This is a genomic window from Polaromonas sp. (assembly GCF_029945895.1).
In the GTDB taxonomy this organism is placed as follows: Bacteria; Pseudomonadota; Gammaproteobacteria; order Burkholderiales; family Burkholderiaceae_C; genus Polaromonas.
In genome coordinates this window covers 1-13,931 of the sequence record NZ_JAQSDL010000076.1, presented here as the reverse complement: position 1 = coordinate 13,931, position 13,931 = coordinate 1, and the positions used below count along the sequence as shown (strand labels likewise).

Here is a 13,931-nt window from a genome sequence, read left to right as displayed (position 1 = left end):
TGCCGGGGTACGCGGCACTATCAATTTAATAGCTGCCTGCGCTTGTCCGCTATGGGCCAGAGGCCGATTTGACTCACAAAACTCAAAGACTGCGCTGGTTCACCCGCTTCGACAACGCTTCGGCACTTTCCTTGCGTTCGCTGTAGCGGTCCACCAGGTAAGGCGACACATCGCGCGTGAGCAGCGTGAACTTGACGAGTTCTTCCATCACGTCGACCACGCGGTCGTAATAGGCCGAGGGCTTCATGCGCCCGGCTTCGTCGAACTCCAGAAACGCCTTGGCGACCGAAGACTGGTTCGGAATCGTCAGCATGCGCATCCAGCGGCCCAGCACGCGCAACTGGCTCACCGCGTTGAAAGACTGCGAACCACCGCTGACCTGCATCACGGCCAGCGTTTTTCCCTGAGTCGGGCGCACCGCGCCATCGGCCAGCGGGATCCAGTCGATCTGTGATTTCATGATGCCGGTCATGGCGCCGTGGCGCTCGGGCGATGTCCAGACCATGCCTTCGGCCCACAACGCGAGTTGTCGCAGCTCCTGCACCCTGGGGTGGCTGTCGGGCGCGTCGTCGGGCAGCGGCAGGCCACTCGGATCGAAGGTTCTGGTTTCGGCGCCCATGGCCTGCAGCAGGCGTGCGGCCTCCTCGCTCAGCAGCCGGCTGTAGGAGCGCTCGCGCACAGAACCGTAGAGCAGCAAAATGCGCGGCGGGTGGGCCGATGGGCGGAAGGCCTGCAGCGTCGCGGTGGAAGGCGGCACGAACAGCGCCGGATCGATGTTGGGAAGATCAGTTGCCGGCAACACGTTCTCCCTTGGCATTGATGACCTGCTCTCCGTCTTCCTTGGTGAAAGCGCCCTGCTGTGGCGCCGGCAGGATGTCGAGCACGGCTTCGGACGGCCGGCACAGGCGGGTGCCCAGCGGCGTCACAACGATGGGGCGATTCATCAAAATCGGGTGGGCCAGCATGACGTCCAGCAGTTGTTCATCCGTCAGCGCGGGGTTGTCGAGCTGGAGTTCGGCAAATATCTTTTCCTTGCTGCGGATCAGTGCACGCAAGGGCTGCCCGGTGCGGGCCGCCAGTTGCTGGAGGGTCTCGCGGCTGGGCGGGGTTTGCAGGTATTCAATGACTTCGGGCTCGGCCCCGCTGTTACGGATCAGCGCCAGCGTGTTGCGCGAGGTGCCGCACTGGGGGTTGTGGTAAATCGTGATGTCGGCCATGAATTTTTCCTTGCTCGCTTGTTTTACTTCAACAATTCAATTATATTTGAATTATGAAAACAAAAGCCCTCGACGAAGTTTCAGCGGTCCGCGCGCTGGCCGCCCTGGCCCAGGCCCAGCGCCTGCGCACCTTCCGCGCGCTGGTGGTGGCCGGGCCCGACGGGCTGACGCCGGGCGCCATTGCCGAGCAGCTGGAAGTGGCGCCCAGCGCGCTGTCCTTCCACCTGAAAGAACTCGCGCACTCGGGCCTGGTCAGCAGCGAGCCGCGTGGCCGCAACCTGATCTACCGCGCCAACTTCGAACAGATGAACGCCCTGCTCGGCTACATGACTGAACATTGCTGCCAGGGCGAAGCCTGCGCAGCCGCCGACACCGCCTCGTGCGCGGCGTGCTGACCCGGACGCCGCCATGAATCTCGCCGAGGCCCTGAACCTGGGGTGCCTGTGCCGCACCCTGAACCCCGAGCGCTTGCGCCAGCAGCTGGAAACTGACGCCAGCCTGCAAGGCATGCTGGCCGCTCTGGCCACGACACACCCACACCTGTTTTCAGAGACAGCGGTGTTTCTGGACCCGGCCATCCGCGCGACGCTGGGCCAGGCGATTGCGGCCATCGAAGGCGTGATCGCCCTGCCCGCCTACCAGCAAACGGCACTGGCCAGCGCGCCCGAGATTGCGCGCCATGACTTCGGGCCCGCCGGCGTCTTCATGGCCTATGACTTTCACCTGGGTGTGGATGGCCCACGCCTGATCGAGATCAACACCAACGCCGGCGGCGCGCTGCTCAACGCTGCGCTGGCACGTGCGCACCGCGACTGCTGCGAACCCATGCAGGGGCTGATGGATGCGTCGAGCGACCTGACGCAGATCAACCAGACCTTTGTGGCCATGTTCCGCGCCGAGTGGCAGGCCCAGCGTGGCACGCAGCCGCTGCGCAGCATCCTGATCACCGACGACGCGCCGGAGGCGCAATACCTGGCGCCTGAATTTGCACTGGCGCGGCAACTGTTCCTGGCGCACGGCATCACGGCTGCGGTAGGCGACGCGCGTGAGCTGCAGTGGAAAGACGGCGCGCTGTGGCACCCGGCCCTGCCAGGCATGGCAGTCGATCTGGTTTACAACCGCCTGACCGACTTCAGCCTGTCCGAGCCGGCCCATGAAGCCCTGCGCAGCGCCTATGTGGCCGGCGCAACCGTGGTCACGCCGCACCCGCGTGCGCACGCGCTGTACGCCGACAAGCGCAACCTCATCACCCTGGGCGACGATGCACTGCTGGCCTCCTGGGGGGTGTCGGCTGAAGACCGGCGCCTGCTGCAGGCCGTGGTACCGCACACTGAGCTGGTCACCGCCGGGCATGCCGACGACCTGTGGGCCCGTCGCCGCCAGCTCTTCTTCAAGCCCGTGGCAGGTTACGGCGCCAAAGCCGCCTACCGCGGCGACAAACTCACACGCGGCGTGTGGAGCAACATCCTGGCCGGCGGCTTTATCGCGCAAGCCCTGGTGCCGCCCAGTGAACGCCTGGTCAATGTGGATGGGGTGGCCACCCGGCTCAAGCTGGACCTGCGCGCCTACACCTTCCGCGGCCAGGTGCAGTTGCTGGCGGCCCGCACCTACACCGGCCAGACCACCAACTTCCGCACCGCTGGCGGCGGTTTTTCGCCGGTGGTGGTGCTGCCGCCTGCCATGGCGCTGGTTGCGAACGCCAGCCACACGCCCGATGGCTCTGCGCTGTCCAGTAAAGAAAAAATTGAATCAAATACGACCTGAGCCCTTGTCTGCTCTGCGCCAGAAGCTACAAAAAGTGTAGCAATTTCACCTTCTCAACGCTGTTGCTGAAAGCCCCTCTCATGACTGACCGCGTGATCAATGTCCTTTTTCTCTGTACCCACAACTCGGCCCGCAGCATCCTGGCCGAAGCCACGTTGAACCACATGAGCAAAGGCCGCTTCAGGGCCTTCTCCGCTGGCAGCAGCCCGCGCGACAACCAGCAGCCGAACCCGCTGGCGCTGAAGGTTCTGCAAAACGCCGGCATCGCCATCGACGGCCTGCGCAGCAAAAGCTGGGACGAATTCGGCAAGCCGGAATCTGCCCCCATGGACCTTGTGATCACGGTGTGCGACAACGCCGCCGGCGAGGTCTGCCCCTACTGGCCCGGCCAGCCGGCCACCGCGCACTGGGGCTACCCCGATCCGTCCGAGGCGCCGGGTGACGAGGCACAGAAGCAGGACGCTTTCCACCAGACCTTGCTGGCGATTCGCCGCCGGCTGGAGCTGCTGGTCAACCTGCCGCCCGACAAGCTGGAGCGGGCCATGGTGCAGCAGGCCGCGCGCGATCTGTCCCGTGCCTGAGCCCCACATTCACAAGAAAAAAAGGAAGTCCCATGGGATTGTTTGAACGTTACCTGACCGTCTGGGTGGCACTGGGCATTGCGGCCGGCGTGGGCCTGGGCCTGCTGGCACCAGCGGCCTTTCAGGGCATCGCCGCGCTGGAAATTGCGCACGTGAACCTGGTGGTGGCGGTGTTCATCTGGGTGATGATTTACCCGATGATGATCCAGATTGACTGGACCGCCGTGAAAGACGTGGGCAAAAAGCCGCGCGGTCTGATGCTCACGCTGGTGGTCAACTGGCTGATCAAGCCCTTCACCATGGCCGCGCTGGGCGTGCTGTTTTTTCAGTACATTTTTGCGCCCTGGGTCGACCCCCTGTCGGCCAGCGAATACATCGCCGGCATGATCCTGCTGGGCGTTGCGCCCTGCACCGCCATGGTGTTTGTCTGGAGCCAGCTGGTCAAGGGCGACGCCAACTACACGCTGGTTCAGGTCTCGGTCAACGACCTGATCATGGTGGTGGCCTTCGCGCCGATTGCGGCTTTTCTCCTGGGCGTGACCAACATCACCGTGCCCTGGCAAACGCTGGTGCTGTCCACCGTGCTGTATGTGGTGCTGCCGCTGGCGGCGGGCGTGGCAACGCGGCACGTGCTGCAGCGCCGCTCGACGCACGCCGTGGCCGGCTTCGTGGCCCAACTCAAACCCTGGTCGGTGATCGGGCTGATTGCCACCGTGGTGCTGCTGTTCGGCTTTCAGGCCGAAACGATTGTGGCCAAGCCGCTGGTGATTGCCATGATCGCCGTGCCGCTGATCCTCCAGAGCTACGGCATTTTCGTCATCAGTTACGTCGCGGCCAAAGCCTTGAGCCTGCCGCACAACGTGGCCGGCCCGGCCTGCCTGATCGGCACCTCCAACTTCTTCGAACTGGCCGTCGCGGTGGCGATCTCGCTGTTCGGCCTGCAATCGGGCGCGGCACTGGCCACGGTGGTCGGCGTGCTGGTCGAGGTGCCGGTCATGCTGTCGCTGGTAGCCATCATCAACCGCACGCAGCACTGGTTTGCGCCGCGTCATGCATGAAATCGGCCGCCAGCCCTTTATCCACTTGCGCCAGCAGCTACGATTTTCATAGCATAGCGGCTCCCCTGCCGCGTACTTGTTGCGCTGCTAAGCTGCGGCCATGAACCAGCGCCACGCCCTGACCGTTACCAGCCTCGGCATCGCCCAGACCCTGGCCTGGGCGTCGAGCTACTACCTGCCGGCCATGCTGGCAACTTCCATGGCGCGCGACCTGGGCATCAGCACACCGACGGTGTTTCTCGGTTTTTCGCTGGCGCTGGTGGTGTCGGCGCTGCTCGGCCCGCTGGCCGGCAAACTCATTGACCGTTACGGCGGCCGGCCGGTGCTGGCCGCCAACAGCTTTGTGTTTGCCGCCGGGCTGGCGGGACTCGCCCTGGCGCAGGGACCGGTCGGCATGATGCTGGCCTGGGCCTTGCTCGGCGTGGCCATGGCGGCTGGCCTCTATGAAGCCGCCTTTGCCGCGCTGGTGCATCTCTACGGCAAGGATGCACGCGGCGCCATCACCGGCATCACCTTGTTCGCCGGTTTTGCGAGCACCGTCGGCTGGCCGCTGTCAGCCTGGCTGGAACTCGAATGGGGCTGGCGCGCCGCCTGTTTCGTCTGGGCCGGTTTGCACTTGCTGGTGGCCTTGCCACTGAATCTGACGCTGCCCCGTTCACCCGTCGGGCAAGTCGTACAGGCTGCCTCCGCTGCAGATCCCGCGACTGACATCACCCCCGCATCGGCCGGCACGCAGAACACGACCCGCACCGCGGTGCTGCTGGCTTTTGTGTTCGCCGTGACCTGGTTCATCAGCACCGCCATGGCGGCGCATTTGCCGCGCCTGCTGCAGGTCCAGGGCGTACCGCTGGCCACCGCGCTGATTTTTGCCGGGCTGGTCGGGCCGGCGCAGGTGGCTGGCCGGCTGCTCGAATACGGCCTGCTGCGCAATGTGCATCCGCTGCTGTCAGCCCGCGTCGCCGGTGCGATGCACAGTGTCGGCGCGCTGGCCTTTCTGGCGGTGGGTGTGCCGGCCGGCGCGGTCTTTACTGTGCTGCACGGCGCCGGCAACGGTGTGTTGACGATTGCCAAGGGCACGCTGCCGCTGGTGTTGTTCGGCGTGAAGGACTATGGGGCCCGCCAGGGCCTGCTGATGGTGCCGGCGCGTTTCGCACAGGCGCTCTCGCCCTGGCTGTTCGGCCTGGCGCTGGACCGCTTCGGCGGCGCGGCGCTGTGGTTCTCCGCGGCGCTGGGCGCGCTGGCGTTTGCGGCCCTTATGCTGCTCCGGGATGCCGGGTCAAGGCCCTAGCAACCGAGGCGCAGAAGACGCCAACTCAGGTGTCCCGTGCTCTGGACAGCGCTCTGGACAGCGCTGACACATTGGCGTAACCCGAGGCGCTGGCCGCCGCTTTGAGACCCTGGCCCGAATGCACCGCACGCTGGGCAATGTGCAGACGCAGCGTGCTCAGGTACTTGCCCGGCGGGCTGTCCATGGTGTCCCGAAAACGCACCGCAAATGCGGTGCGCGACATGCCTGCATGTTGCGCCAGCGACTCCAGCGTCCAGTCGTTCTGCGGCGCATCATGTATGGCCACCAGCGCACGGGCAATGCGCGGGTCTGCCAGCCCCTCCAACAGCCCGCCGTGCCCGACCGGGTGCGCTATCAGGTGGCGCAGCAAGCCGATAAAGATGATGTCCCCGGCGCGATTGAGCAGCGCCGGTTGGCCGCAGCGCGGTTCGCTCAACTCGCTGCGCAGCAGCGCAAGCACGTGCTGCAGCAAGGACTCCTCTTCGGCCAGCGGCACCACCCGAGGTTGCACAAACCCGGCCAGCAGCAAGGGCGCCACCGGGCCCTCCAGAAACGCACGGGCCGACACCAGCGAGTCGTGCGTCGTCCCGTCCATTGGCGTGACAGCGTGTGCGTGGTCAGCGCGGCAGATCAGGAAGGCCGGCCCACTGGCCAGCAAGACCGCACCCGGCCCCATGTCCGGCGTTTGCAGTTGCACGGAGCCACTGCTGAGCACGTGCAGATGCAGCATCGGTTCGGCGCTGGCGGCAAAGTGCAGCGTGGCTGCGCCACGCCCTTCCGGCATGCGGGGCGGCATCTCGACGCGCGGTGCCAGGCCGCGCAACAGGGCGGACAGGCGATCCGGCTTGACTGAAACAGGCAACTTTGTACGCAATGCAAGTTTTTATGAATTAATGATTGCAGAGAGTACATCAAAATAGCCATTCACCAACAAATCACCCAAGGAAGCCGCCATGCGCCATTCAGCCCTCATGCCCCGTTACCCCGTGCCCGCCCTCAACGTCGCCCTCACTGCAGGAGGTCGTTTTGTTTTGGGTGCGCGACCCGGCGAGAAGTTTGACCTGCTGGTGTTCTACCGCGGCCTGCACTGCCCCATTTGTGCCAAATATCTGCTGGAGCTGGAGCGACTGGCGCCCGAGTTCGCCGCGCGCGGCGTGCAGGTGGTGGCCGTCAGCAGCGACGACGAAGATCGTGCCGGACAAATGGCTACCAAGGTCAGCGCCAGTGGTTTGCAGTTTGGTTACGGTCTGAGCCTGCGGGCCGCCCGGGAGTGGGGTTTGTACATCAGCACCTCACGCGGCAAAACGTCCATTGGTATTGACGAGCCTGCCTTGTTCAGCGAACCCGGCGTGTTCATCGTGCGTCCGGATGGCACGCTGTATTACAGCGCCGTGCAGACCATGCCCTTTGCCCGACCACAGTTTCAGGACTTGTTGGGTGCGATTGACTTTGCCATCAGCAAGGAGTATCCCGCACGCGGCGAATTCACTGGCGAAGTTTGAGCCTCGACTGCAGGATGCCTTTCCATGCGGCATCGGCCTCTTTACTGAAGGCCTGCCAGTCGCCCTGGAGCCAGCGCTGGCGCCCGCGTTCGGCATAAAACAGATACAGCTTGTCGCCGAAAAACTCCCAAACGGTGCCATTGGTGGTGATCAGCCCCTCGTCACTGGCCAGCGCGTTGGCGCAGTAACCGTTGTATTGGGGGACGTAAGCCTGCGGGCTGGCTGCAAATTTGTCCGCGCTGGCCTGCGAAGCAAACCGCCAGGCGTGCCCCAGGTACTGCACGGTAAAAGCCGCGCGGCCATCTGTCGCCTTGTGAGCGTCCCGGTTGGCACGGTCGTGGTACGCCACTGCGTCCTTCCCACCCAGCGGTGCACCATCGCGGGTGCTCACGGGTTCAACGGCATTGGCAAAGACCAGGCTGGACACAGAGAGCAGCAAGATGGAGAACAGGCGTTGAACAACGAGATGAAGCATGGGCGTGACGGGCATTCGCATGCCGGCAGGGTGAGGGTCAGGGTTCGGAAAATAGCCGCACGCAGTGTGCGAACTGCAAACGACCCGCAGCGGGTTTCTCGGGATTCGAGTGAGCCTGTGGAATAAAGTTCGGGGAACCGGCTGATCAACTTTTCCATGGTCTACCCTGGCGCTGCCAGAAAAACCCAGGTCCTTGAGCTGTTTCGGCCTCAACCCAGCCACTTCTGCAAAAACTGCGCGCTGCCCAGCGCCGGGTCGAGCTGGTAGCCGGCAAAACCGATGCGCTCATATAACTTGATGGCCGGCGCATTGCCCTGCAGCACTTCCAGCGTCAGTTTGCAGGCGCCGCGCTCGCGCGCGATGGTCTCGACCGCGGCCAGCATCAGCTCGCCGACGCGGCGGCCGCGGTGGCTGGCCAGCACCACCACGTCGTGCACATTGACCAGCGGCCGGCAGGCAAAGGTGGAAAAACCCTCGATGCAGTTGACCAGCCCGACCGGCAACGCACTATCGAAGGCCAGCACACTGAAGGCCTGCGGCCGACCAGCCAATGCCTGCACCAGATGGGTTTTGGCAAAGTCACTGAGCGGCTGGCCGCCGCCGGCCGGGTCGCGTGCGTAGGCGTCGAGCAGGAAGACCAGCGCGTCGGCGTGTGCGGGGTTGCGGTAGTCAACGCGGCTGATGCGCAGGCCGGAAGTGGCGATAGCTGTCATGCGGGGAGCTCTGTGGAACTGTGGATGTGGTGATTCTAAGCAGCGAATCCACGCGCCCGGCGCGGCACCACCGCCTGAAACAGGCATCCAATCGACCTCCAGCCCAGACCAGGAAAGCGCCGGCAGCTATCGAAAACAGAGCAATGTGCGCTGGCAGACAGTCGCCGCCAGCACCTTCCGCCATGGTGCGTGCCGGGCCGCCGCTCTTTACCGGACATTTACGAAGCCCTTTCCGGCGCTACATCTGCCTGCGCAGCCTTGCAGTGATAATTCTTTGGCAGGCTGAAAAATACACGCTGGCAGCGCCAAGGCGCCGCTGGTGACAACACCCATCAAACACAAAAAAAGTGCCGCGCCAGACCGCTGGCGTGGTGGGCAACAAGGACAGCTGATGGACCCGAAATATGAGGCGCCGACCGCCGGCACCGAGCCCCCTCCCCGCAAACGCCTGAGCCGCCGCGCAGTCCTGATTGGCAGCCTGATCGCGGTGATCACGCTGGCCGGCACCGGCTGGCTCGCCTGGCGCCTGACCCATCCCGCGGACGACACCAGCACCACCGCCCCCGGCGCGGCACGCCGCGGCCCGCCGGCCACCACGGTCGGCGTCGCCACCGCTGAGCGGGCCAGCATTCCCATTCTTCTGGACGCCCTGGGCACGGTCACGCCGCAAGCCAGCGTGAGGGTGCGTCCGCAGGTCTCCGGCGTGCTGCAGAAAGTGCTGTTCAAGGAAGGCCAGATGTTGCGTGCCGGTGAACTAATGGCCACCATCGACCCGCGCCAGTTTGAACTGGCCCTGCAGCAGGCCGCCGGTCAGCGCCAGCGCGACGAGGCCCAACTGGCCAGCGCGCGTGTCACCCTGCAGCGTTTCAGCACCCTGCTGGACCAGGACTCGATTGCCCGCCAGGAAGTCGACTCCCAGGCCGCACTGGTCAAGCAGCTCGAGGGCACGGTGGTGATCGACAAGGCCAACGAAGGCGCCGCCCGCCTGAACCTGGGCTACACCCGGGTGGTGGCACCGGTCAGCGGCCGTGTCGGCCTGCGCGCGGTGGACGTCGGCAATGTGGTCAACCCAAGCGATGCCAACGGCATTGCCCTGATCACCCAGGTCACACCGATTGACGTGGTGTTTTCCATCCCGCAGGACCAGGTCGGCGAATTGCAGCAGGCCGTCAGCGCCGGCACCGTGATGAAGGTCACCGCGCTCGACCGTACCCGCTCGGGCACGCTGGACACCGGTGTGTTCGCCTCGCTCGACAACCAGATCGACACCACCACCGGCACCGTCAAGGCCAAGGCGCGTTTTGCCAACAGCAAGCTGACGCTGTTTCCGAGCCAGTTTGTCAATGTGCAGTTGCTGGTGCGCACCATCGAGAACGCCGTGGTGGTGCCGGTGACCGCCGTGCGGCTGGGCAGCAGCGGCGACTATGTGTATGTGCTCAATGCGGCCGAGCGCACCGTGAGCCTGCGCCCCGTCAAACGCGGGCCAGCCACGGTGGACAAGATCGTGATCGCCTCCGGCCTGCAGGTGGGCGAACGCGTCATCACCGAGGGCGCCGACCGGCTCAAGGACGGCGCCCGCGTGGTGCTGCCGGGCGATGCGCCCGGCGCAGGCCGTGCTGGTGGGCGCAGGCCGCAGGGCGCCGCATCGGCACCTCGCGCTGACAACCCGGCGCCCGGCGCCGCACCGGTACCCCGGCCCGCTGGGTCTGCCCCCGGCGCACCGGCTGCTTCTGCACCGGCGACGGCGGGCCCACCGGTTGCGCTGGCCCCGCCGGCACCCCCAGCCGCCAGCGCAGGCGCGCCGCCTGGCGTTGAGCAGCGCAAGCGTTTTCTGGAACAGGTCAAGGACGACCCGGAAGCGCTGGCGCGGCGCACCGGGCTGCTCGCGGCGATAGACCGGGGTGATGCCGCCGCGCTGGCGCGCTGGCACCAGATCATGGAACGGCGGCGCCAGGGCGCCCAGGCGCCGGCCCAATGACGGCCCCCAGGCGCCGGCCCGCATGAGCCCGTCGAGTCCCTTCATCCAGCGGCCGGTAGCCACCGCGCTGCTGATGGTGGCCATCGTGCTGGCCGGCCTGGTCGGTTTCAAGTTTTTGCCGCTGTCGGCCCTGCCCCAGGTGGACTACCCGACCATCCAGGTGCAGACCTTGTACCCCGGCGCCAGCCCCGAGGTCATGGCGCAAACCGTCACCGCGCCGCTGGAGCGCCAGTTCGGCCAGATGGCCGGGCTGCAGCGCCTGAGCTCGACCAGCGCGGCCGGCGTCTCCATCGTCACCCTGCAGTTTGGTCTGGGCCTGGGCCTGGACGTGGCCGAGCAGCAGGTGCAGGCGGCCATCAATGCCGGCGGCTCGCTGCTGCCGGCCGACCTGCCGGCACCACCGGTGTATGCCAAGGTCAACCCCGCCGACGCGCCGGTGCTGACGCTGGCGATCACCTCCGACAGCCTGCCGCTGACCGAGGTGCAGAACATCGTCAACACCCGGCTGGCGCTCAAGATCAGCCAGGTCAGCGGCGTCGGCCTGGTCTCGCTCAGCGGCGGCCAGCGGCCTGCCGTGCGCATCCAGGCGGACACGCGCGCGCTGGCGTCTTACGGTCTCGGGCTCGATTCGCTGCGCACGGCGATTGCGGCGGCCAATGCCAACGGTGCCAAGGGCAGCATCGACGGGCCGACACGTTCGTATTCCATCAACGCCAACGACCAGTTGCTGGCAGCGGCGGAGTACAAGAACCTGATCATTGCCTTTCGCAATGGCGCTGCTGTGCGTGTCGCCGATGTGGCGCAGGTGGTGGACAGCGCTGAAAACGTCAAGCTCGGCGCCTGGAGTGGCGGAGATTGCCCCCCCCTGACGGCTTCGCCGCCTCCCCCCGCGGGGGACAACTGCCTAGGGGCGGCCCGTCGGCAGTTAAAGCCCGCCATCATCCTGAACGTGCAGCGCCAGCCCGGCGCCAACGTGATTGCCACCGTGGACGCGATCAAGGCGCGCCTGCCCGAGTTGCAGGCCGGCCTGCCGACGGCCATGAAGGTTGATGTGCTGAGCGACCGCACCACCGGCATACGCGCCTCGGTGCTGCATGTGGAGATCGAACTGCTGCTGGCCGTGGTCATGGTGGTGCTAGTGATTTTTGCCTTCTTGCGCAACCTGCGCGCCACGGTGATCGCCAGCCTGGCCGTGCCGATTTCGCTGATTGGCACCTGCGGGGCGATGTATCTGCTGGGCTACAGCCTGAACAACCTGAGCCTGATGGCGCTGACGATTGCCACCGGTTTTGTGGTCGACGACGCCATCGTGATGATAGAAAACATCTCGCGCTACATTGAAAAAGGCGAGGCGCCCATGGCCGCCGCGCTCAAGGGCGCGCAGCAGATCGGCTTCACCATCATCTCGCTGACGGTCTCGCTGATCGCCGTGCTGATTCCGCTGCTGTTCATGGGCGACGTGGTCGGCCGGCTGTTCCGCGAGTTCGCCGTCACGCTGGCCATCACCATCCTGATCTCGGCGGTGGTCTCGTTGACCCTTGTGCCCATGATGTCGGCCAGATGGCTCAAGCATGAACCGCACACCGGCAGCAGCCCGACCGGCGCGAAACTGCAGAAGTTTTTCGACGGCGTGATCACGCGTTACGACCAGTCGCTGACCTGGGTGCTGCGGCATCAGGGCGCCACCCTGCTGGTGGCGCTGGCCACCCTGCTGCTGACGGTGCTGCTCTATGTGCTGATTCCCAAGGGCCTGTTCCCGACGCAGGACACCGGCCAGCTGCAGGCGCGCATCGAGACCTCCCAGTCGGTGTCGTATGCGCGCATGGCCGAGTTGCAGCAGGCCGCGGCCAAAGCCATCCTGGAAGACCCCGATGTGGACACGCTGAGTTCCTTCATCGGTGTGGACGCCGCCAACAACACCATGCTGCACACCGGGCGCATGTTGATCAACCTCAAGCGCACGCGCAGCACCAGCCAGCAGGAAACCATGGACCGGCTGCAACGCCGTGCCGGCGCGGTGGCCGGCGTCACCATGTACCTGCAGCCCACACAGGATTTGACGATCGACGCCGAAACCGGCCCCACGCAGTTCCGCGTGTCGCTGGAAGGTTCGGACACGGCCACGGTGGCGCTGTGGGCCAGCAAGCTGGCGCAGCGCATGCAGGAGTTGCCGGCCCTGCGCAACATCGCCTCGGACGCCGGCGCCACCGGTACCTCGGCCTACATCTCGGTGGACCGCGACACCGCTTCGCGTGTGGGCGTGACAACCTCGGCGATTGACGACGCGCTGTACAGCGCCTTTGGCCAGCGCATCGTCTCCACGATTTTCACCGAGACGAACCAGTACCGCGTGATCCTCGAGGCCCTGCCCGACCCCCTGATGACCGCGGCCTCGCTGGGCAGCCTGCCGCTGAGAACCGGCTCGGGCGTCACCACCCCCCTGTCCAGCATCGCCACCATCACCGAGCAGCCCGCACCACTGCAGATCACCCGCGTGGCCCAGTACCCGGCCACCACGCTGGGCTTTGACACGGCGGCGGGCGTGTCGCTCGGCAAGGCGGTAGGCGAGGTCAAACAGGCGGCCAAAGACATCTCCCTGCCCGCCAGCGTGACCCTGACCTTCCTTGGCGCGGCCGGCGCTTACCAGACCTCGCTGTCCAGCCAGTTGTGGCTGATCCTGGCGGCGGTGATCTGCGTCTACATCGTGCTTGGCGTGCTGTACGAAAGCTACATTCACCCGCTGACCATTCTCTCGACCCTGCCTTCGGCCGGTGTCGGTGCGCTGCTGATGCTGATGATCAGCGGCTCCGACCTCGGGGTGATCGGCATCATCGGCATCATCCTGCTGATCGGCATCGTGAAGAAGAACGCGATCATGATGATCGACTTCGCCATCGACGCCGAACGCAGCGAAGGCAAGTCGCCGCAAGAAGCGATTCACCAGGCCGCGCTGCTGCGCTTCCGGCCCATCCTCATGACCACCCTGGCCGCGCTGTTTGCCGCCGTGCCGCTGATGCTGGGCTGGGGCGAAGGGGCAGAGCTGCGCCGGCCCCTGGGCCTGGCCATCTTCGGCGGCCTCATCGTCAGCCAGGTGCTCACGCTGTTCACCACGCCAGTGATTTATCTGGCGTTTGACAGGATGGGGCAGAGGTTTGGGCGGAGGGGTTCGGTGTGAACGCCCTCCTCTTCCGGCGGGGCGTCATCCCGGACTTGATCCGGGATACACGCTTGAAGACCACCACCGTTCTGGCAGAGCCTGTCGAAGCCGTCTTGCCTTCCTGCGTTGGAGGTGCGCCCACTAGCCGGGGGTTGCCCGGCGGCAACTCACTTTTCTTTTGCGTCGCCAAAAGAAAAG

At 65.6% G+C, this 13,931-nt stretch carries 13 protein-coding genes; 8 read left to right on the top strand and 5 right to left on the bottom strand.

Features of this window, described 5'->3' with window-relative positions; all coding sequences use genetic code 11:
• Positions 1–82 precede the first annotated feature (82 nt).
• Together arsH and arsC are read right to left on the bottom strand one after the other, a co-directional pair.
• Positions 83–817: an arsenical resistance protein ArsH gene (gene arsH, locus PSV33_RS08530; protein WP_300560620.1), complete on the bottom strand. Its 735-nt coding sequence runs from the start codon at positions 815–817 to the stop codon at positions 83–85.
• Positions 786–1,217 (bottom strand): arsenate reductase (glutaredoxin), encoded by a 432-nt coding sequence (gene arsC, locus PSV33_RS08525; protein WP_300560619.1) that lies wholly within the window; start codon positions 1,215–1,217, stop codon positions 786–788. Before arsC ends, arsH begins: the two co-directional genes overlap by 32 nt.
• Before the next feature lie 53 nt (positions 1,218–1,270).
• Between arsC and PSV33_RS08520 the strand changes: the two genes are divergently transcribed.
• The 5 genes from PSV33_RS08520 to PSV33_RS08500 all read left to right on the top strand — a co-directional run bounded on the left by PSV33_RS08520 (position 1,271) and on the right by PSV33_RS08500 (position 5,908).
• Entirely contained in the window at positions 1,271–1,612 is a 342-nt protein-coding gene (locus PSV33_RS08520) for a metalloregulator ArsR/SmtB family transcription factor (RefSeq protein WP_300560618.1), read from the top strand.
• Between the two features lie 13 nt (positions 1,613–1,625).
• Positions 1,626–2,981, top strand: a complete 1,356-nt coding sequence (locus tag PSV33_RS08515) for a hypothetical protein (protein WP_300560617.1) — start codon at positions 1,626–1,628, stop codon at positions 2,979–2,981.
• Positions 2,982–3,061: 80 nt separating this feature from the next.
• On the top strand, positions 3,062–3,562 hold the full coding sequence (locus PSV33_RS08510; protein WP_300560616.1) for an arsenate reductase ArsC: 501 nt from the start codon (positions 3,062–3,064) through the stop codon (positions 3,560–3,562).
• 32 nt (positions 3,563–3,594) lie between these two features.
• On the top strand, positions 3,595–4,620 hold the full coding sequence (arsB, locus tag PSV33_RS08505) for an ACR3 family arsenite efflux transporter (RefSeq protein WP_300560614.1): 1,026 nt from the start codon (positions 3,595–3,597) through the stop codon (positions 4,618–4,620).
• A gap of 100 nt (positions 4,621–4,720) precedes the next feature.
• The gene (locus PSV33_RS08500; RefSeq protein ID WP_300560612.1) at positions 4,721–5,908 is read left to right on the top strand and encodes an MFS transporter; all 1,188 of its coding nucleotides are present in this window, start codon (positions 4,721–4,723) and stop codon (positions 5,906–5,908) included.
• A 25-nt stretch (positions 5,909–5,933) separates the two neighbouring features.
• Here PSV33_RS08500 and PSV33_RS08495 read toward each other — a convergent pair whose 3' ends face one another.
• A complete protein-coding gene (locus PSV33_RS08495) occupies positions 5,934–6,782 on the bottom strand; it encodes an AraC family transcriptional regulator (protein WP_300560610.1) in 849 nt (282 codons plus the stop codon).
• 79 nt (positions 6,783–6,861) lie between these two features.
• On the opposite strand from PSV33_RS08495, the gene PSV33_RS08490 reads away from it, so the two are divergent.
• A complete protein-coding gene (locus PSV33_RS08490) occupies positions 6,862–7,410 on the top strand; it encodes a peroxiredoxin-like family protein (protein WP_300560608.1) in 549 nt (182 codons plus the stop codon).
• On the opposite strand, the gene PSV33_RS08485 is transcribed toward PSV33_RS08490, so the two are convergent.
• Both PSV33_RS08485 and PSV33_RS08480 read right to left on the bottom strand, forming a co-directional pair.
• Positions 7,394–7,885, bottom strand: a complete 492-nt coding sequence (locus PSV33_RS08485) for a YHS domain-containing (seleno)protein (protein ID WP_300560606.1) — start codon at positions 7,883–7,885, stop codon at positions 7,394–7,396. The two genes, PSV33_RS08490 and PSV33_RS08485, sit on opposite strands and share 17 nt — an antisense overlap.
• 209 nt (positions 7,886–8,094) lie before the next feature.
• Positions 8,095–8,598: a GNAT family N-acetyltransferase gene (locus PSV33_RS08480; RefSeq protein WP_300560604.1), complete on the bottom strand. Its 504-nt coding sequence runs from the start codon at positions 8,596–8,598 to the stop codon at positions 8,095–8,097.
• 391 nt (positions 8,599–8,989) lie between these two features.
• Between PSV33_RS08480 and PSV33_RS08475 the strand changes: the two genes are divergently transcribed.
• Entirely contained in the window at positions 8,990–10,576 is a 1,587-nt protein-coding gene (locus PSV33_RS08475; RefSeq protein ID WP_366945589.1) for an efflux RND transporter periplasmic adaptor subunit, read from the top strand.
• A 22-nt stretch (positions 10,577–10,598) separates the two neighbouring features.
• A complete protein-coding gene (locus PSV33_RS08470; protein WP_300560602.1) occupies positions 10,599–13,751 on the top strand; it encodes an efflux RND transporter permease subunit in 3,153 nt (1,050 codons plus the stop codon).
• Positions 13,752–13,931 lie beyond the last annotated feature (180 nt).